Raw genomic sequence first — 17,071 nt, 5'->3', positions numbered from 1 at the left:
ATCAGCCCTCCTTTTCAATCTTGGTGAGGCAGTCGCGCAGCGCCAGCCCATATTCATATTTCGCAGGGCAGGCAAAGCCCACAAGGCCCAGATCTTCTTCGTCCAGTTCCAGTGCACCCAGCGCCTGCGCGGTGTCGGTGTCCATCACCAATAGCGCCCGCAGCAATTGCGTCGGCAGATAATCCTGGGGCATAAGCTCTTCGAATACACCCGTCGGCACCATCGCGCGGCGACCACCATTCAGGTTAGACGTGAATGAATAGAGCTTCTTGGCAAAAGCCGATCCCAAAACAGGCTGTACCGCATATTTCGAAGGCATAGGAAGAATCCAGCCCAGTGTGTGCTGATCATGATCTTCGCGAATAATGCTGATCTGGCGCGCAAAACGGCCCAGATAGGCGGTCGGACCATCGGCATGCTGCCCCGACAAGATCGACCCCGAGATGATCCGCGCGATCCCGTCGACGTTCACTTCATCCCGGGTCAGGTCATCCGTCGACGCGCCTATCACGGTGCGGATCAGGCGCGGTTGGCGCGCGCCCGGTCCAGACAGAGCAATCACGATGTTTGTATCCAGATGACCGGTCTGCATCAGACGACCGATCGCGATCACGTCCTGGTAGCCAATGGTCCAAACCTGCTTGTCCCCTCCCAGCGGCTCAAGGAAGTGAATATGAGTTCCAGCAAGGCCCGAGGGGTGTGGGCCGGAAAACGCAGCCGCTTCTATACCTGGCAGATCGGAACCGGGGATGGATGCCCCCTCTTGCTGGCACAGATAAGTCTTGCCATCGGTCAGGTTTGAGACAGCTGCGAGACCAGCCGCAAATGCCTCGCCCGCATCCGCAATAACCAATGCCGCATCACCTGCCAGTGGATCGCTGTCCATGGCTGTCACGAAGATTGCTGTAGGCTTGGAGCCTGGTACGGGCATCTTTGAATAAGGACGTGTCCGGAAAGAAGTCCACAGCCCGGCCGCGCATAGCTTGGCCGTAACACCTTCGGCAGTCTCGGCATCGCCGATGCCCGAGAAGTCTATGCCGGCGTCATTGGCATCCGAGACCTCTATCACCACGCTTTGCAATACGCGTCGCGCCCCGCGATTAATTGCCACGACCTTGCCGGTCAGCGGCGCGACCATCATCGCGTCGGGCGCATCCTTGTGGCAGAACAACGGCGTTCCTCGCTGGACCGCGTCGCCCTCTTGCACCAGCATCTTGGGCTTTAATCCGATATAATCACTGCCCAGAACGGCAACCGACGAGAATTCAGGCCCCGGCTGGATTTTCTGTTCGGGCGCGCCTTCAACCGGCAAATCCAACCCTTTTTTTAGTTTGAAAGTTTGCATGTTGCTACGTTCTTCCAAGCCTTTGTCCTGCGCCTGCTGCGCGCCATCTTACAATGATGCCAGGAAATAACACGAAATTTCCCGTCTGTCCGGTCGCGAAAGCGCCATTATCCGACCAGAATCCGCAGGCGTATTTCCGATCACGGCTCCTTTACGCGGGGATGAGTGCAAACGCAAACCTGTTACCGCCCAAAATCGAAAAGGAATGTCACATTCTTTTGAGCTTACGGTCGTTCAGAACAATTTGCCCATTTAATTTGCGTGTCGCACAGGCTGATCAACCGGTGTAAGCAACCACAATGGACAACAATGATAAATTCGAGATTTTTCTGATTGCCACTCCAGGGCTCGAAACGCCTTTGTGTGCCGAGGCCATCGAGCGCGGATTCTCGGGCGCCAGGATCGTTCCAGGTGGTGTCGTGTGCCGTGGCGATTGGCCGGAAGTCTGGCGCGCTAATCTGGAATTGCGTGGTGCCAACAAGGTTCTGGTACGACTGGGCAGTTTCCCCGCCGTGCATTTGGCGCAATTGGACAAGCGCGCCCGAAAATTCCCGTGGGCGAGTTATCTCAGTCCAGACATTCCCGTGAAGGTCGAAGCAACCTGCCGCAAATCTCGTATCTATCATGCAGGAGCGGCGCGACAGCGCATCGAACAAGCCATATCCGAGGGGCTCGGCACCTCAGTCTCACCCGATGGCAAAGTCCGCGTGTTGCTAAGAATCGAAAAAGACATATGCACGATCTCCGTCGACACATCCGGCGAGCCCTTGCACAAGCGCGGTCATAAGCCTGCAGTCGCCAAGGCCCCGATGCGGGAAACAATGGCTTCGATGTTCCTGCGTGAGTGTGGGTTTGACGGGTCTGAACCGGTTCTGGACCCGATGTGTGGCTCTGGAACATTCGTTATCGAAGCGGCTGAAATTGCACTTGGTCTGCCCCCAGGCCGCTCACGTCAGTTCGCATTCGAAGATTTGGCAAGCTTCGATCCAGATGTCTGGCAAAAAATGCGCACTCGTACCGGTCAACCCGAAACAGAGCTGAGATTCTTTGGCTCAGATCGCAATACAGGCGCAGTCGAGGCTTCACGCTCTAATGCCCGACAGGCACAAGTGGATCATGCCACCCGATTTCAGCACTGTTCGGTCAGTGATATCAAGCCGCCAGAAGGCCCAGCTGGGCTGGTCATCGTCAATCCGCCCTATGGGGCACGCATCGGTGATGAAAAGCGCCTGCGGTCGCTCTATGGCAGTTTAGGCAAGGTATTATCCAGTCGTTTCCAGCGATGGCGTGTGGGCATCATCACCACCACACCCGGACTTGCCCGCGCAACGCGATTGCCAATGCTTCCCCCCGGCCCAATCGTTGATCACGGCGGAACAAAAATCCGACTGTATCGAACCGATCCGTTGCAGTGACTCAGCGAATTCGCGGATCAGGCGAAGGGTTAAAACCACCCCTCGAATCCAGCGACGACATATGTGTGTACGCCCAAAATCCCTCTTGCACATCGATATGACGAGGTATAGGTCACACGCCACGGTCGGAGTGTAGCTCAGCCTGGTAGAGCACTGTCTTCGGGAGGCAGGGGTCGGAGGTTCGAATCCTCTCACTCCGACCAAAAACAAAGTTCCTAATGGGCCTCTTTGTTTTTCTGCGATATCCAGCTTAGCAAAAGTCGCTAGTCATCCCAGTTCAGTTCAAACTCTTCGCGAAAGGCAAACCGTTTTAGGTGATCGGAAATCACTGTCTTCCAACTGTCCAGGTCATCGCGTGGCTGCGCCGAGGCGCGAACTTCCAGTGCTACTGGCGTCGCCTTTAGTTCGACGGCATTGCCACTGTCAAAAAAAACGGTTCCAGTATTTGCATCGAACTCGACCTGTCCCTTATGTGACCAATGTTTGCACAATTGCTGTAAGTACTTGCTAGCATTTTCTGTTGTCGCCGATCCGATAGCGTTTTGTCGCGGCAAAAGCGCGAGGCCGTTTTGCGCTTTTGCGCGCATGCTTTTTGCGAAAAGGGTGACGTCAATTTCAGTGGCCAGAAAGGTCACGCCGATCTCAAGACACCTACGCTGCATTGCTGGGTCCAGTGTTAGGATACCCGCGGCTTTACCTACCGCGACGATGCGGGTCAGCGCGTCTTCAATGGCCTCCACAACATCTGGATGCCCGGCGTTGCCGATATGACCCATGTCGGCGGCCAGATCTGCAGGTCCGATAAAAACTCCGTCTACTCCATCAACCGTCAGAATGTCGTCCAGAGCGGCCATGCCCGCGTTGTTCTCTACCTGTACCAGCAGACAAATCTGCTCATCCGCCGTATCGAGGTAGTCCGGGATTTTGGCAAATTGCGAAGCCCGCGCAAGGGATGATCCCACACCTCGGACGCCGCGTGGGGGGTATTGCACCGCTCGCACCAGTTCGCGCGCCTGATCAGCGCTTTCGACCATCGGCACCAGAATACTCTGAACACCCGCGTCGAGATATTGCTTGATCATCCATGTCTCACCAATCGGTAGGCGTGCGACTGGCGCGCTGCCCGAACTTTCGATCACTCGCACCTGTTCAAGGGTCGAGCGCAGGTCGTTTGGTGCGTGTTCGCCATCGACCAACAACCAATCGAACCCTGCGGTCGCGGAAATTTCTGCTGCATATGCGTCGGCCATTCCGATCCAGCACCCGACCTGAGGCTTTCCAGCCTTTAATGCGGCCTTAAAGGTGTTCTTTGGTGCGGGCATGTCGCTGCTCCTTTAGGCAAAATTGATGTCGACGGATCCGAACGATCCGAAATCGGCGTGGATTTCCGCACCCGATGGGCATTCGATCGGGCGAATGAAGCTGCCGGACAGGATTACGTGGCCGGGTTCAATGCTCTGGCCGTATTGCGCCATGCGACGGGCCAACCAGACCACACTTTCGACCGGATCATTCAATACGCCCGCACCCAGGCCGGTTTCCTCGATTTCACCGTTGCGGAAGGTTAGGGCCCCTACCCATCGCAGGTCAAACGCATCCGCTGGGTGGCGTTCCGCCCCTAGTACAATGCCGGCATTTGCGGCATTGTCGCTGATCGTGTCGAATACAGTGCGTGACTTTCCAGTCCCAGGGTCTGCCCGCTTTATACGAGTGTCGAGGATTTCAATGGACGGAGTAACATAGTCGGTCGCTTGCAAAACCTGATCGCGATTCACATCCGCGCCACCAATGTCCTCCTTCATGACAAAGGCGATCTCGGCTTCGATCCGGGGTTGGATGAAACGACCTGCGGGAACGGTCCCGCCATTTTCAAAGGCCATGTTGTCAAACAGGATACCACTATCAGGAATGTCGATATTCAACGCATATTGCATCGCTTTCGAGGTCAGCCCGATCTTCCAGCCGATGACCTTGCGCCCTTCCGCCAATTTGGCACGATAGATGGCATTCTGCACTTCATAAGCGTCATCCATCGCCATTTCGGGATACCGCAATGTCAGTAGACCGATCTGCTGTCGCGTCCTTTCCGCGTTCAGCAGATCGGCGGCAGCGCGCGCATGGTCTTCGGGGGTCATATCTGCTCGTCCTCGATGGTGTTGCACAGGGTGCCTATCCCATCGACGGATACCTCAACCACATCGCCGGGAGCCAGGTATTTTGGCGGATCAAATCGTGCACCTGCACCAGTTGGGGTGCCGGTGACGATGATATCGCCCGGATGAAGCGTCATAAAGGTCGAGATGTATTCGATCTCGCGCCGGATCGGGAACATCATTCGGTTCAACGTATCGTCCTGACGCAATTCACCATTCACATGAGTCTGAATGCGGGCGTCATCCAACTGGGCAGCGCCAGTGAAAGGGACCAGCCAAGGGCCGATGGCACCCGAATTGTCCCAGTTCTTGCCTTGCGTGACGTTGAACTTGGCGTGCCGAACCCAATCGCGGATTGTCCCTTCGTTGCACAGGGTCAAGGCTGCAATATGGCCATAAGCATCGTCCTGCGAAATCCGGCGGCCTGCTTTGCCGATCACGATGGCCACTTCACCCTCGTAATCCAGCGTGTGATTTTCGGGCGGGCGGATCAGAGGGCGATTATGGCCGGTAAATCCACTGGCGAAGCGCGGAAACAGCGACATGTATTTCGGCTGGGCACTGCCATCTTTGTATTCCGCGTTGCGATCTGGAAAGTTCACGCCAACGCACAGAATACGGCGGACATCCGGCATCACCATCTCAAAGGTGAAATCCGTGTGGGTTACGGGCTTTCCTTCGGCAGCCTCGGCCAATTGGCCAAACGCACCAGCGGCGACAACCTCGTAGAGGCTTTTGAACTCGGCAAATTCGCTGTTTAGTGCGACCGCGCCTTCATCAGTGATCGCACCAAAAAATGTTTCACCGTTGGCAGTGTAGGTTGCAATGCGCATCAGGCCTCCTCGGCGTTATAGAACCCGCCCATACTAAGATGTTTTAGATCAAGCATACTTTGCTTACGGTGCGATGATGGGAGACGCAGACAGGTCTGGCTCGTTTACATCCACACCGACAAAGGATGTGCCGTGTTCAAACCAACTGCGCGGTGCCGGAGCGCCCCAGAGCGTCTGACGCTGCGGGTCCTTCAGGTCCCATTTGATCGGCTCCAGATCGGGGTCAACGGTCTGATAATCCGAGCAATAAATCTCAATCCGGTGTCCGTCGGGATCGAGAATATACAGGAAGAAAGCATTCGAAATACCATGTCGCCCCGGGCCGCGTTCGATGTTGTCCACATAGCCGGTGGTGGCCATTAGATCGAGCAAATCGATGATGTTCAGCGGTGTTGGCACCCAGAAGGCCACGTGGTGCATCCGTGGGCCTTTGCCATTGGTGAAGGCCATATCATGCACCCCACCCTTGCGGTGCATCCACGCGGCCCACAGTTTCTTGCTGTCTTCGTCTTCCGTATACTCGGTCACGCGGAACCCGAAATCACTATAAAACGCGACACTGTCATCGACATTGGTCGAGAAGCAGTTGAAGTGATCGATCCGCAGCGGTTTCACACCACGATAGAGTGCGTATTTCTGATGGATCGGCTCCAGGCGATCCATCTTGTGATAGAACTCCAGCGGTATGCCCATATTGTCCGAGGTTAACAGAGTCCGGCCCTGATAGGGGCGATCAACCCATGAGGTCGGTCGGCCTTTGGATATAAAATACGCCTCGGCCCGATCCAAATCATCCTCGTCGAATGTTTTGAAGCCCATGACCTCGACAGTCGCCGGCTGATCGGATTTCTGCAGGATCACACAATGATGTCCACGTTCCTCCATAGCGCGCAGGTAGACATGTGTGTCGCTTTCGTCCGAGACCTGCAAACCCAGAACCTCCGAGTAGAATTTGCGCGAAGCAACAAGATCGCTGACGTTCAGGCAAACATGGCTCAGCCGGATCGTGTTGAAGTCGGGGTACAGGTTGGGGGCTGGAACGGGCATTGAAACCTCCTGTTAAACGGGGAAGATGACGTTGGTCTGACCAGTGCCGGAGCTTGGGAAATACTCGGTCACAACCTCGCATTTTTTGTCATAGGCGTCCCAACCCAACGCTCCGTAGAGCATCGACGTGTCATGCATCGAGCCTTCGCCGCAGCAGAAATTGGCATAGTCGCCCAGCATTTTCAGGAACGTGGCGTGGTCGCCGTTCTTCCACATCTCGAGCACATGCAAGTCCATCTGACGGTTGAATTCCGAGCTGATGGTGAAAGTGCCGTTATTGGCGGCATAATCCTTGTTCGCCCAGATCTTGTGCGACAACGAGCCTGACGCGACCAGCAGCACCTTTTCATTGCTGGCCTCAACCGCTTCACGGATGGCCTCACCAATGACCCGGCTTTCGTCATGGCTATGCACCGTGGCCCAGGCCGCGACTGAGACGACTTTCATATCATGCTCGCGGCTCATGAAGCGCATCGGGACCAGCGTACCGTATTCCAGTTCGAGACTGTCCAAGTGATGCGCTAAAGTGTAGACGCCTTTGTCCGCCGCGATCTTTGCGATGGCATCACCCATTTCAGGATTGCCCTCATAGGAATAGGGCAGGTCCTGGATGAACTGCGGGAACTCGTTCGACGTGAACAGACCTTCGAATTTTTCATTGGCGTTGATGTGGAACCCGGCATTGATCACCCAATGCGTGTCGCAGATGATCACCGTGGTCGCCCCCAGCGCTTTTGCACGGCGCGCGATTTTGCGGTGACCATCAATGGCAGGCTGGCGTTTGCCTTTAACCGGGCCTTCCTGCTCAGACATGAGCAGAGTCGGCACATGGGTCATTTTGGCGGCAAGAACGATTTCTCCCATGGTCTCCTCCTAGAGTTAAGGTTTTTCGCGCGATTGTCGTCTGAGGGGCCGCTATAGCTTACCCAACTGCATGATGTTGTGTTGGCCTGTGGCAAAGCCGACATGCTTTTGTTCCATGTAGAACTCAAAGCTCCAGTCGCCGCCGTCGCGCCCGATGCCGGATGCTTTGACCCCGCCAAACGGTGTGGGCAGATGGCGCACGTTTTCCGAGTTCACCCAGATCATTCCGGCCTCAAGCTTGTCCGTGAAACGTAACGCGCGGGTCAGATCGTTGGTCCAGACATAGCCGGTCAGACCATATTGCGTGTCATTTGCGATCTGCAGCGCCTCCTCCTCAGTCGAGAACGGGATCACGGTCAGGACAGGGCCAAAGATTTCCTCGCGTGCGATGCGCATTTGATTGTTAGCGTTAGTAAACAGGGTGGGCCGTACGAAGTACCCCTCTTCGCCCACCTTGACGCCACCGGCCGCGACGGTCGCGCCGTCTTCCTTGGCGATGTCGAAGTATGAAGTGACCTTGTTGTAATGCTCTTCCGTTACAAGAGGGCCAATCTCGGTTGCAGGGTCCAACGGGTGGCCGACTTTGATATTGTTCACGCGCTCGATCAGCTTGGCTTCGAACTCTTCCTTGATTGTATCTTGTACCAGCAACCGCGAAGAAGACGTGCAACGTTCGCCGTTGATCGAATAGATCATGAAGATCACCGCATCCAGCGCGCGATCCATGTCGGCGTCGTCAAAGACGATGACCGGGTTCTTACCGCCCAACTCCAGATGCATCCGTTTCAGCGTGTCTGCGCCTTGCTTGGTAATGATGCTGCCCGTACGGCTTTCACCGACAAAGGCAATGGCTTTGATCAATGGATGTTCGGTCAGCCGCTTACCGGCGTCTGGACCAAAACCGTTGACAGTGTTCAGCACACCCTTGGGCAGACCGGCTTCTTCCGCGATTTCGACCAATAGCCGCGCAGACAGCGGTGAATCTTCAGCCGGTTTGTGGACGACCGTACAGCCAGCGGCCAGTGCCGGAGCGATCTTCCATGTCGACAGCATGAACGGGGTGTTCCACGGCGTGATGACACCAACGGGCCCGATTGGGACGCGGGTGGTTATGTTCATCAGTGTCGGTGATTTCAGGTGTTGACCATCCCGCGCCTGAACCACCTGATCGGCGAAATAGCGGAAATTCTCAGCCCCTCGCAGGGCGGCTTTGGACATGAAGCGCAGGGTCTGGCCGGTATCCCAGCATTCGCACAGCGCGATCTCTTCGGCTCTTGCCTCAATGCCATCTGCAACTTTAAGCAATATCCGGCGGCGCTCCGTAGCGGGCATGTCGCGCCAGTCTGCAAAGGCATTATGCGCGGCCTGTGCCGCCGTATCGATATCTTCCGCCGTGCCATGGGCAACGTCGCAGATCACCGATTTATCCACCGGAGAGATCGACTGAAACACCCCTGCTGACCCATCTTGATCTTCTCCTGCGATCCGGTTCTTTATCCCAGTCCTCTTGAAACGGGCAAGGAAACCATCAAGCCGTTCAATATTCTTGTGCAGGTCACTCATGGTCAGGCCTCCAGATGGTCGCGGATCGTGCCGGTTTTGGGGGAGAGGTCGGGATCGATGTCGCGCATCTCAAGCGACAGCGCGATGGAATGCTGGCTCATGGCGGGCTCCAGATAGGTTCGGGCCGCCTCGAAGATGCGCTGCGTTGCGTCCTTCTTGTCAGCCTGCGAACGACCGGCCCGCAGCCGGATCGAGATATCGATGAACCCATGCTTTGGATTTCCGTCTGCGATGGCATAGTGATCAACACGGATCGCTCGGACGCGAATGCCTGCTAGCGGAAAGGTGTCAATCTCAGCGGCCGTTGCACGGATGCAATCGCACAGACCGCCCATGTCGATCCTGTCTTCCAGATTCCAGGAATATTCGACGTGAAAATGCGGCATGATTCCTCCGTTATTAATTAACATGTTTAGCATTATGAGATTATGTCGTCAAGAAGTTGCGTTGTTAATCTTTGCATTTCCTGGGGCAGCACACTAGAAGGCGGCATGAACACTCAAAGCCATACCAAGAGCACCTCAAGGTCGCTTCCCATTGCATTATTGCGCGCCCGCGAAACGATCATGGCCCCCATCAGGGACATGCTGCAGGATATACAGATATCCGAGCAAAAGTGGCGCGTCCTGCGCGTATTGGATGAGCTTGGCGAGGTCGAGCAAAGCGCTATCGCCAAAGAAGCTTGTCTGTTGCTGCCCAGCCTGACGCGAATATTGCGCAGCATGGAAGCCGATGGGCAGGTCACACGTCGTCAGGACAGCCAGGATAAAAGGCGGACGATGGTGATGATTACAGATGCGGGTCGGCAGATTTTGAAAGACAACCTTCAAGCGTCATTGGCCATTTCAAATAGTATTGAGGCGCAGATGGGGCGAGAGAAGCTTGATGAGCTACTGGACCTACTTGAAGAGCTGCAAGCTGTTAAGGTTTGACCCCGCCAGTTGGCAAGCGGGGTCTGCGCGACGACTACAAACTCGACAATCCTGTATCCAGCGCTGACAGGATCTTGGCAACATCGTCGGATGTGACAATCAGAGGTGGGGAAATGATGATGTTGTTGCCAGATACGCGCACCATCACACCATCCTCATAAGCTGCCTTTTGCACCTGTATTGGCAGTTGTTTGGCAATCGGTGCTTTGGTTGCGCGGTCCGAGACCAGTTCCAGCGCGCACATAAGGCCCTCGCCCCCTCGGACGTCACCGATCACCTCGTGCTTTTCAGCCAGTTTCTTCAAGCCCTCGAACAGCTCATCCCCGCGTGCTGCAGCGTTTTCCCAAATCCGCAGACGATTGATTTCCGAAAGAGCTGCCAGTGCCGCCGCCGCGCCGACGGGGTGACCAGAATAGGTGTATCCCTGATCAACGGATGCCAAGCCGGTTGTGTCATTTTCAAATACCTCGGCAACTGCCCCCGAGATCATCGCGGCGCCAAACGGGAAATAGCCATTGGTGATCGCCTTGGCCGTCGTCATAATGTCAGGCTGGACGCCCCAATGTCTCGCTCCGCTTTCACTACCGGTTCGACCAAACGCCGTGATGATTTCGTCTGAAATCAGCAGAATACCGTTCTTCGAACAAACCTCACGCACCATGGGCATAAAGCTTTTGTGCGGCGGAATTACGCCGCCTGCGCCCAAAATCGGCTCCATGATGAAGGCGGCAACCGTGTTGGACCCCTGGAACGCAATCTCGGCTTCAAGCGCTTTGACGCAAAGCTGAGCCAGGCGTTCAGGGTCGGTTTCGTCAAACGGGTTGCGATAGGTCCAAGGCGCAGGCACATGAAAACAGCCTGGCATCATGGGTTCATACACGGCGCGGAACTTCTGATTGCCATTAACCGAAGCGGCAGCGAAATGGGTGCCGTGGTATCCCTGTTTGAGACTGATGAACTTGGTGCGACCGGCCTCACCCCGAACTTTGTGATACTGGCGCGCCAGCTTAAGTGCGATTTCCACCGAATCCGATCCGCCCGAGGTGAAAAAGGCGCGTGTCAGCCCATCAGGAGCAAAGAACTGTGCCAACTCGTAAGACAGCTCGATCGCCTTGTCGTTGCTCGTACCCCGGAAGGTCGAATAATACGGCAGCGCATTTAGTTGATCAGTGATCGCCTGTTTCACCGGATCGCAGGAATAGCCCAGATTGACGTTCCAAAGGCCACCCACGGCGTCGATGGCCTTGTGCCCGTCCACATCGATGATGCTAACTCCTTCCCCGCCGGTCAGTATGGTCGGAGGGTTGTTCCGGCTGTCAGCCGGGTGCGCCATCGGATGCCAGAAATGGCGGGCGTTGTTCTCCTTAAGAAAGTTGGAGTCTTTCATGTTGCGGTTCTCCGGGGTTGTCCACTTTCGCTCATGGGTGGAACTCGGTTGGAAAGGCCTCGGGCATCTGGCCGCCGAAATTTGCGGTCAGATCGCGCGAGAGGGATTGAAGGGATTTCAGAATCACGGGCAGGCGTTCACGGGTAGCTCTGATTTCTGGGACCGCGATCGAAATGGTCCCAAGGGCGACTTGGTCGATGCCAAAGATTGGGGTCGCAAATCCGAAAACGCCCTCTTCATAGCTGCCATTGCTGTTGGCCCAGCCAGCCCGCTGGATCAGAGCAACTTTTTCCTTGATCAGATCCGGGTCTGTCAGGGTGGATTCGGTGAAACGTACCTGCGCTTCCTGATCCAGACGATCCAGCAGGAAAGGTGGGCCAAAGCTGAGCATACATAGACCCGCCGCAGTCGCGTTGACCGGGATGATCTCGCTTGGATCAAGGCTGACGCGAACGCTGTGCTTGGTCGTCTCAACCACGATGGCGGTTTGCAGGCTGCCCTGTTCCAGCAGCGTTAGGTGCAGGCTTTCGCCAACCTCTTGCATGGCCAAGTGCATTTTCTGGCGCGCGCCTTCAAGACCGGGTTTGGCAATCTCGCGCAGTGCCGCAAGCCGCAGCGCAGCCGGTCCGATGGTATAGGTCTTTGACTGCGGGTTTTGTTCGATCAACCCGAATTCTTCAAGCGCTCGTAGGTGACGCAGGGCTGTAGCCTTGTTCAATCCTGACAGGCGCGCGGCCTGACTCAGGCCGATTTCGGCCATCGTGTTTGAGAATAAGTCCAGCATTTTTAGCGCATTAAGTGCGGCACCCATGTGTTTTGCCTCCTTCCGTTGATGTTATCCTTGACAGAATTAACTTAACAAAGCAAGATTATTATTGTTAACACGGTTCAAATAATGAACCATACACTGGGAGGTGTAAATGAAAAAGTTTATTGCGGCAGCCGTGATGGCCGCCTCTGCAACGGCCGCTTTGGCAGAATACCCCGAAAAGCCCGTATCCTTTGTGGTTCCTTGGCCTCCGGGTGATCTTGAAGACGTCCTGACCAGAATGATCGCAGATGAATTTCAGGCGATGTACGGGGTACCGGCAGCTGTTGTGAACAAGCCCGGCGGCGGTGGTGGTCCTTTCCCCGGCGCAGTCGAAGTCGCCACAGCACCGGCGGATGGCTATACGATCGGGTCGTTTGTGATTGGTGTTCCGGTCATCGGGCCCGAGATTGGTATTCCTGAATTGAACCCGAACCCGTTTGAACCGATCGGCATCTTCCTGACCTACCCGTTCGTAATCGCGTCGAGCAAAGACGCCCCGTTCCAAAGCTGGGATGAGTTGGTGGAACACGGCAAGTCAAACGACGTGGCACTCGGCCACTTTGGCTCGGTTCTGCCACCCACGCAGGTTACTTTTGCCGCCGCTGTCAGCAGCGGTTTCGACTTTGCCAGCGAAGCCGCGTTCGATGCGCTGGACTGCAACACCTTGGCGTCCGGTGACGTTGATGTCATCAACACCACGCTCCAGCTTATTCTGCCCTGTCTGGATGAAGTGAACGTGCTGGCCAGCATCGGCGGCGACCGGATCGCTCTGGTACCGGATACGCCGACAGTGGTTGAGCTTAACCCAGACCTGCCATTGGCGCTGTGGAACGGATTGTTTGTTCACAAAGACACGCCGCCCGAGGCTCGCGAAAAAATCACCGCCGCAGCCCAAAAAGCACTGCAATCGGACAAGGCTAAAAAGCTTGCCGAAGAAACCGGTGCGCTGATCTATTGGCAGGATCCCGATGCTTCGAATGCCCAGATCGAGCAAGATAAAGCGTCATTCGCCAAAATAGAAGAGATTCTAGGCGAGTAACACCCCGGATCGAGGCGCGGGCAGTGATTTCCGCGCCTTCTTCATAGGGCTGGGAGGATGAAATGATCGCAAGAACGCTTCAGGACATGTTCAAACGGTATCGCCGTCCGGGTGATATTGTCTTTGCCGTATTGTTCCTGGCTTTCTCGGTGTTTCTGCTGTCTCAGCTTGGGGAGCAGACGCAGGTCGTCAAGCGGACCAAATGGTTTGCTCAACCCGGTCTGTGGCCCACCGTTGCCGTGTGGTGCATGGTCTTGTTCAGCTTTTTACATTGGCTCAGCTCTGCCTTATCCGATCGGATCGATGGTCGTTGGGCCGAGGTCGGGTTTTGGGTCCGGTCTCTGGAATATGTGGCTTATTTCCTGATTTATGTCCTACTGGTGCCACAGCTTGGCTATCTGCCGTCCACCATGTTGTTCGCGGTGTTTCTGACGCTGCGCTCAGGGTTTCGAGGCTCGGGCGCGATCGGCATCGCAGCCCTGTTCGGCTTCGTCGTCACCATCGTGTTCCGAGCGTTTCTGCAAGTCAAAATCCCGGCAGGGGCTGTCTATGAATACCTTCCCGACTCGATCCGCGCCTTTGCGCTGACATATTTGTAGGGAGGCACGTATGGATACCCTTCTGTCCGGTGTTTCAATCCTGCTGCAATGGCAGGTCATCGTGGCCTTGTTCATCGGCTCGATCGGTGGTGTCATCATCGGCGCGCTGCCCGGTGTGGGCGCTGCCGTTGCCATCGCCATCCTGTTGCCCGCAACCTTTGCCTTTGAGCCCATCGTCGGTCTGACCTTGTTGTTGGGGATTTACGGATCATCCATGTATGGCGGCGCGATCCCGGCCATCCTGATCAACACGCCCGGCACGGCGGTCAATGCGCTGACGACCTATGATGGCTATCCAATGACCAAGCGCGGCCAAGGCCACAGGGCGTTATCGCTGGCTTATTCAGCTTCATTCTTCGGGGGGGTCTTTGCCATCATCTGCCTGATGGTCCTCTCGCCCGTGTTGGCCATGATCGCCCCGCATTTTGGCAGCCGCGAGATTTTTTTGGCCGCGTTGCTAGGTATTGTTCTGGTCGTTTTAGCCCATCGAGGACAGATCTTTGCAGCAGGTATGCTTGCTGCATTTGGCGTCTTTTTGAACACGGTCGGACTGGAACCCGTCAAATATACGCGCCGCTATACATTCGATCAAAGTTGGCTGGCGTCAGGCGTTGACCTGATCGTGGTTGTGCTGGGCCTGTTTGCGCTCAGCCAGGCTTTTCTTTTGCTGTTGGAAAAGAACCACGCTCCAGAGAACACCCATGTCAGCGGGAATATCTTTGCAGGTTTGAAGGAACTGTTGGGCCTGAAACGGATCGCTACCGTTTCTTCAAGCATCGGGGTATTCATGGGCATGGTGCCGGGAACGGGTGAGTTCACTTCGCAGTTTCTGTCCTACACCTATGCTCAGAAAAGCTCGAAAAATCCCGACAAATTCGGCGATGGCTCGCCCGAAGGGTTGGTGGCATCCGAAGCCGCGAACAACGCCGTGCCGGGGGCAGCGATGATCCCCCTACTCGCCCTCGGTATACCCGGCGAAGCGCTTACGGCGATGATGCTGTCGGTCTTCTATGTTCACAACGTGATCCCCGGCCCGCAACTGTTTGAGAACCAGATGGATTTCGTCATGGCCCTATATATGGCGCTGATCCTGCTGAATGTGATCGTTCTGGTCTTTCTGCTGTTTTCGACAAACCTGCTGTTAAAGATCATTCAAATCCCCACACGCTTCCTCGGCGTGATGATCCTGATCCTTGCTTTTGTCGGAGTATACAGCCTGCGCAATTCGATCACCGATTGCGCGATCGCTGCGGGGTTTGGCGTCTTTGGTCTGATCCTCAAACGGCTTGATCTGCCGATCGTCCCGATCATCCTGGGCATGGTATTGGGTGGAATCATGGAAACCAAGCTTCGCAGCGCAATGGCTCGGGTCAAGACGCCGCTGGACTTCATCGACCGGCCCATCGCAGCCATTCTGTTCGGCCTGATTGTGCTGATCCTGATCCTGCATTTCCGCACGCTGTACTACGAGTTCAAAAACAAGCTGCGCCCCGAACCCCATGTCCCAGCCGTGGATTCCGACCACCCGAACCAACAAGGATAGCCTTCATGGATCAGTCTTCCATCGATGCCTTGCGCGTGCAGGAGATTGCCCCACGCGGACATTTTATCAATGGCGATTTCCGTGCCGGTGAAACTGGCGCCCTGCATGAGGTGCTGTCGCCCATCGACGGCCAGCCTCTCGCTCAAATCGCCGAGGGCAGCCCGGCGGATGTGAATGCAGCGGTGCGCGCCGCGCGGACCGCGTTTGAGGATGGCCGGTGGTCGCGCATGGCCCCTGCAGGACGCAAGAAGGTTCTGCTGAAACTGGCGGATCTGATCGAATCCCGTACGCTTGAGATCGCGGTGCTGGGCGTACGCGACAACGGAACCGAGATCAATATGGCCTATAAGGCCGAGGCGCTCTCAGCCGCCGCCACCTTCCGCTACTATGCCGAAGCCATCGACAAGGTTTACGGTCAGGTTGCCCCGACCAGCCATGACGTTCTGGGCCTCGTGCATCATGCGCCTGTCGGTGTTGTCGGGGCGATTGTGCCCTGGAACTTCCCGCTGATGATCGGCAGCTGGAAAATCGCCCCTGCCCTTGCGGCGGGCAATTCCATCGTCTTGAAACCGGCAGAAAGCGCATCGCTCAGCCTGTTGAAAATCGCTGAACTGGCTGCCGAAGCCGGAGTTCCAGATGGCGTCTTCAACGTGGTGACCGGGCGCGGTTCGGTCGTGGGCGAAGCTTTGGCCTTGTCGATGGATGTGGACATCATGGTCTTCACGGGATCGGGCGCGACAGGTCGACGACTGCTGGAATACTCGGCGCGGTCCAATTTGAAACGCTGCTATCTGGAATTGGGGGGCAAGTCTCCGAACATCGTCTTTGCGGATGCCCCGGATCTGACCGAGGCCGCCAAGGTCTCGGCCGCCGGGATTTTCCGCAACTCCGGACAGGTCTGTATCGCGGGCTCGCGCCTGCTGGTGCAGCAGGACATCTACGAGGATTTTGTCGCCGAGATCACGCGCTACGCCGCAGCCTTTCGCGTTGGTGATCCGTTGAACCTGAACAGCCAGATTGGTGCCGTGCACAGCCTGCCCGAGTTAGAGGCCAATTTGGAATTCGTTACCAAGGCCGAAGCTGAAGGTGCCGAACGTCGTACGGGCGGAAACCGCATTCTGACCGAAACCGGGGGCTACTATATGTCCCCCACAGTTATGGCAGGTGTCAAAGAAACGGATCATCTGTTTCAGAACGAAGTCTTCGGCCCAGTCTTGGCCGTGACCCCGTTCAATGACGAAGCCGAGGCGATCCGGCTTGCCAATGCCACAGTCTATGGGCTTGCAGGCGCAGTCTGGACCTCGAACCTCAGTCGCGCGCATCGCATGGTGGCCGAAGTGCGGACCGGGGTCATGCATGTGAACACCTATGGCGGCTCGGACCTGACCGTTCCGCTTGGGGGCGTGGGTCAATCCGGGAACGGGCACGACAAATCTTTGCACGCGCTTGAGAAGTACTTTGAATTGAAAACCGCCTGGATAAAGCTCTGACTGCGGGGTGCCTGTACGACATGTCTTCACCGCTTTGTCTGGGGCCCGTA

The 17,071-nt window shown here is 56.1% G+C and carries 16 protein-coding genes and 1 tRNA gene; 7 read left to right on the top strand and 10 right to left on the bottom strand.

The annotated features are described in order from the left end of the window. Nucleotide 1: 1 nt before the first annotated feature. On the bottom strand, nucleotides 2–1,345 hold the full coding sequence (locus tag ACR0CZ_RS02155) for a Na(+)-translocating NADH-quinone reductase subunit A (RefSeq protein WP_170393987.1): 1,344 nt from the start codon (nucleotides 1,343–1,345) through the stop codon (nucleotides 2–4). A 299-nt stretch (nucleotides 1,346–1,644) separates the two neighbouring features. Between ACR0CZ_RS02155 and ACR0CZ_RS02150 the strand changes: the two genes are divergently transcribed. Together ACR0CZ_RS02150 and ACR0CZ_RS02145 are read left to right on the top strand one after the other, a co-directional pair. Continuing rightward, the gene (locus ACR0CZ_RS02150; RefSeq protein WP_170393989.1) at nucleotides 1,645–2,760 is read left to right on the top strand and encodes a THUMP domain-containing protein; all 1,116 of its coding nucleotides are present in this window, start codon (nucleotides 1,645–1,647) and stop codon (nucleotides 2,758–2,760) included. A 126-nt stretch (nucleotides 2,761–2,886) separates the two neighbouring features. Then, nucleotides 2,887–2,963 (top strand) — tRNA-Pro (locus ACR0CZ_RS02145). A 60-nt stretch (nucleotides 2,964–3,023) separates the two neighbouring features. Here ACR0CZ_RS02145 and ACR0CZ_RS02140 read toward each other — a convergent pair. The 7 genes from ACR0CZ_RS02140 to ACR0CZ_RS02110 form a co-directional block, all read right to left on the bottom strand. After that, the gene (locus ACR0CZ_RS02140) at nucleotides 3,024–4,082 is read right to left on the bottom strand and encodes an aldolase/citrate lyase family protein (RefSeq protein WP_170393991.1); all 1,059 of its coding nucleotides are present in this window, start codon (nucleotides 4,080–4,082) and stop codon (nucleotides 3,024–3,026) included. Between the two features lie 12 nt (nucleotides 4,083–4,094). Next, complete coding sequence (gene hpaH, locus ACR0CZ_RS02135) at nucleotides 4,095–4,895, bottom strand: 2-oxo-hept-4-ene-1,7-dioate hydratase (RefSeq protein WP_170393994.1); 801 nt, start codon at nucleotides 4,893–4,895, stop codon at nucleotides 4,095–4,097. Next, nucleotides 4,892–5,746, bottom strand: a complete 855-nt coding sequence (locus ACR0CZ_RS02130) for a fumarylacetoacetate hydrolase family protein (RefSeq protein WP_170393996.1) — start codon at nucleotides 5,744–5,746, stop codon at nucleotides 4,892–4,894. The genes hpaH and ACR0CZ_RS02130 overlap by 4 nt, the downstream gene beginning before the upstream one ends. A 63-nt stretch (nucleotides 5,747–5,809) precedes the next feature. Then, nucleotides 5,810–6,793, bottom strand: coding sequence for a 3,4-dihydroxyphenylacetate 2,3-dioxygenase (hpaD, locus tag ACR0CZ_RS02125; RefSeq protein ID WP_170393998.1), 984 nt, complete (start codon nucleotides 6,791–6,793; stop codon nucleotides 5,810–5,812). 12 nt (nucleotides 6,794–6,805) lie between these two features. Then, nucleotides 6,806–7,657, bottom strand: a complete 852-nt coding sequence (gene hpaD / locus ACR0CZ_RS02120; protein WP_170394000.1) for a 3,4-dihydroxyphenylacetate 2,3-dioxygenase — start codon at nucleotides 7,655–7,657, stop codon at nucleotides 6,806–6,808. A 51-nt stretch (nucleotides 7,658–7,708) separates the two neighbouring features. Next, entirely contained in the window at nucleotides 7,709–9,220 is a 1,512-nt protein-coding gene (hpaE, locus tag ACR0CZ_RS02115; RefSeq protein ID WP_170394002.1) for a 5-carboxymethyl-2-hydroxymuconate semialdehyde dehydrogenase, read from the bottom strand. A gap of 2 nt (nucleotides 9,221–9,222) precedes the next feature. Beyond that, entirely contained in the window at nucleotides 9,223–9,606 is a 384-nt protein-coding gene (locus tag ACR0CZ_RS02110) for a 5-carboxymethyl-2-hydroxymuconate Delta-isomerase (protein ID WP_170394004.1), read from the bottom strand. Nucleotides 9,607–9,711: 105 nt separating this feature from the next. On the opposite strand from ACR0CZ_RS02110, the gene hpaR reads away from it, so the two are divergent. Further along, entirely contained in the window at nucleotides 9,712–10,152 is a 441-nt protein-coding gene (hpaR, locus tag ACR0CZ_RS02105; RefSeq protein WP_170394006.1) for a homoprotocatechuate degradation operon regulator HpaR, read from the top strand. Nucleotides 10,153–10,186: 34 nt separating this feature from the next. On the opposite strand, the gene ACR0CZ_RS02100 is transcribed toward hpaR, so the two are convergent. Further along, the gene (locus ACR0CZ_RS02100; RefSeq protein ID WP_170394008.1) at nucleotides 10,187–11,539 is read right to left on the bottom strand and encodes an aminotransferase class III-fold pyridoxal phosphate-dependent enzyme; all 1,353 of its coding nucleotides are present in this window, start codon (nucleotides 11,537–11,539) and stop codon (nucleotides 10,187–10,189) included. A gap of 31 nt (nucleotides 11,540–11,570) precedes the next feature. Then, nucleotides 11,571–12,350: an IclR family transcriptional regulator gene (locus ACR0CZ_RS02095; RefSeq protein WP_170394010.1), complete on the bottom strand. Its 780-nt coding sequence runs from the start codon at nucleotides 12,348–12,350 to the stop codon at nucleotides 11,571–11,573. 109 nt (nucleotides 12,351–12,459) lie between these two features. Here ACR0CZ_RS02095 and ACR0CZ_RS02090 point away from each other — a divergent pair, with 109 nt between their 5' ends. The 4 genes from ACR0CZ_RS02090 (at nucleotide 12,460) to ACR0CZ_RS02075 (ending at nucleotide 17,021) form a co-directional block, all read left to right on the top strand. Beyond that, nucleotides 12,460–13,389: a tripartite tricarboxylate transporter substrate binding protein gene (locus ACR0CZ_RS02090; protein ID WP_170394012.1), complete on the top strand. Its 930-nt coding sequence runs from the start codon at nucleotides 12,460–12,462 to the stop codon at nucleotides 13,387–13,389. 62 nt (nucleotides 13,390–13,451) lie between these two features. After that, nucleotides 13,452–13,988, top strand: coding sequence for a tripartite tricarboxylate transporter TctB family protein (locus ACR0CZ_RS02085; protein WP_170394014.1), 537 nt, complete (start codon nucleotides 13,452–13,454; stop codon nucleotides 13,986–13,988). 10 nt (nucleotides 13,989–13,998) lie between these two features. Beyond that, nucleotides 13,999–15,531 (top strand): tripartite tricarboxylate transporter permease, encoded by a 1,533-nt coding sequence (locus ACR0CZ_RS02080; protein ID WP_170394016.1) that lies wholly within the window; start codon nucleotides 13,999–14,001, stop codon nucleotides 15,529–15,531. Nucleotides 15,532–15,536: 5 nt separating this feature from the next. Further along, complete coding sequence (locus ACR0CZ_RS02075) at nucleotides 15,537–17,021, top strand: aldehyde dehydrogenase (protein WP_170394018.1); 1,485 nt, start codon at nucleotides 15,537–15,539, stop codon at nucleotides 17,019–17,021. Nucleotides 17,022–17,071: the final 50 nt, after the last annotated feature.

Source organism: Ruegeria sp. H9 (assembly GCF_056532915.1).
This window is presented reverse-complemented; position numbering and strand designations above follow the sequence as displayed.

Excerpts from the sequence above, each read along its gene's own strand:
- ACR0CZ_RS02075 (WP_170394018.1), top strand. The coding sequence starts at position 15,537 with ATGGATCAGTCTTCCATCGATGCCTTGCGCGTGCAGGAGATTGCCCCA.
- ACR0CZ_RS02110 (WP_170394004.1), bottom strand. The coding sequence starts at position 9,606 with ATGCCGCATTTTCACGTCGAATATTCCTGGAATCTGGAAGACAGGATC.
- ACR0CZ_RS02150 (WP_170393989.1), top strand. The coding sequence starts at position 1,645 with ATGGACAACAATGATAAATTCGAGATTTTTCTGATTGCCACTCCAGGG.
- ACR0CZ_RS02100 (WP_170394008.1), bottom strand. The coding sequence starts at position 11,539 with ATGAAAGACTCCAACTTTCTTAAGGAGAACAACGCCCGCCATTTCTGG.
- ACR0CZ_RS02155 (WP_170393987.1), bottom strand. The coding sequence starts at position 1,345 with ATGCAAACTTTCAAACTAAAAAAAGGGTTGGATTTGCCGGTTGAAGGC.
- ACR0CZ_RS02090 (WP_170394012.1), top strand. The coding sequence starts at position 12,460 with ATGAAAAAGTTTATTGCGGCAGCCGTGATGGCCGCCTCTGCAACGGCC.
- hpaE (WP_170394002.1), bottom strand. The coding sequence starts at position 9,220 with ATGAGTGACCTGCACAAGAATATTGAACGGCTTGATGGTTTCCTTGCC.
- ACR0CZ_RS02080 (WP_170394016.1), top strand. The coding sequence starts at position 13,999 with ATGGATACCCTTCTGTCCGGTGTTTCAATCCTGCTGCAATGGCAGGTC.
- hpaD (WP_170393998.1), bottom strand. The coding sequence starts at position 6,793 with ATGCCCGTTCCAGCCCCCAACCTGTACCCCGACTTCAACACGATCCGG.
- hpaH (WP_170393994.1), bottom strand. The coding sequence starts at position 4,895 with ATGACCCCCGAAGACCATGCGCGCGCTGCCGCCGATCTGCTGAACGCG.
- hpaR (WP_170394006.1), top strand. The coding sequence starts at position 9,712 with ATGAACACTCAAAGCCATACCAAGAGCACCTCAAGGTCGCTTCCCATT.
- ACR0CZ_RS02095 (WP_170394010.1), bottom strand. The coding sequence starts at position 12,350 with ATGGGTGCCGCACTTAATGCGCTAAAAATGCTGGACTTATTCTCAAAC.
- ACR0CZ_RS02085 (WP_170394014.1), top strand. The coding sequence starts at position 13,452 with ATGATCGCAAGAACGCTTCAGGACATGTTCAAACGGTATCGCCGTCCG.
- ACR0CZ_RS02130 (WP_170393996.1), bottom strand. The coding sequence starts at position 5,746 with ATGCGCATTGCAACCTACACTGCCAACGGTGAAACATTTTTTGGTGCG.
- ACR0CZ_RS02140 (WP_170393991.1), bottom strand. The coding sequence starts at position 4,082 with ATGCCCGCACCAAAGAACACCTTTAAGGCCGCATTAAAGGCTGGAAAG.
- hpaD (WP_170394000.1), bottom strand. The coding sequence starts at position 7,657 with ATGGGAGAAATCGTTCTTGCCGCCAAAATGACCCATGTGCCGACTCTG.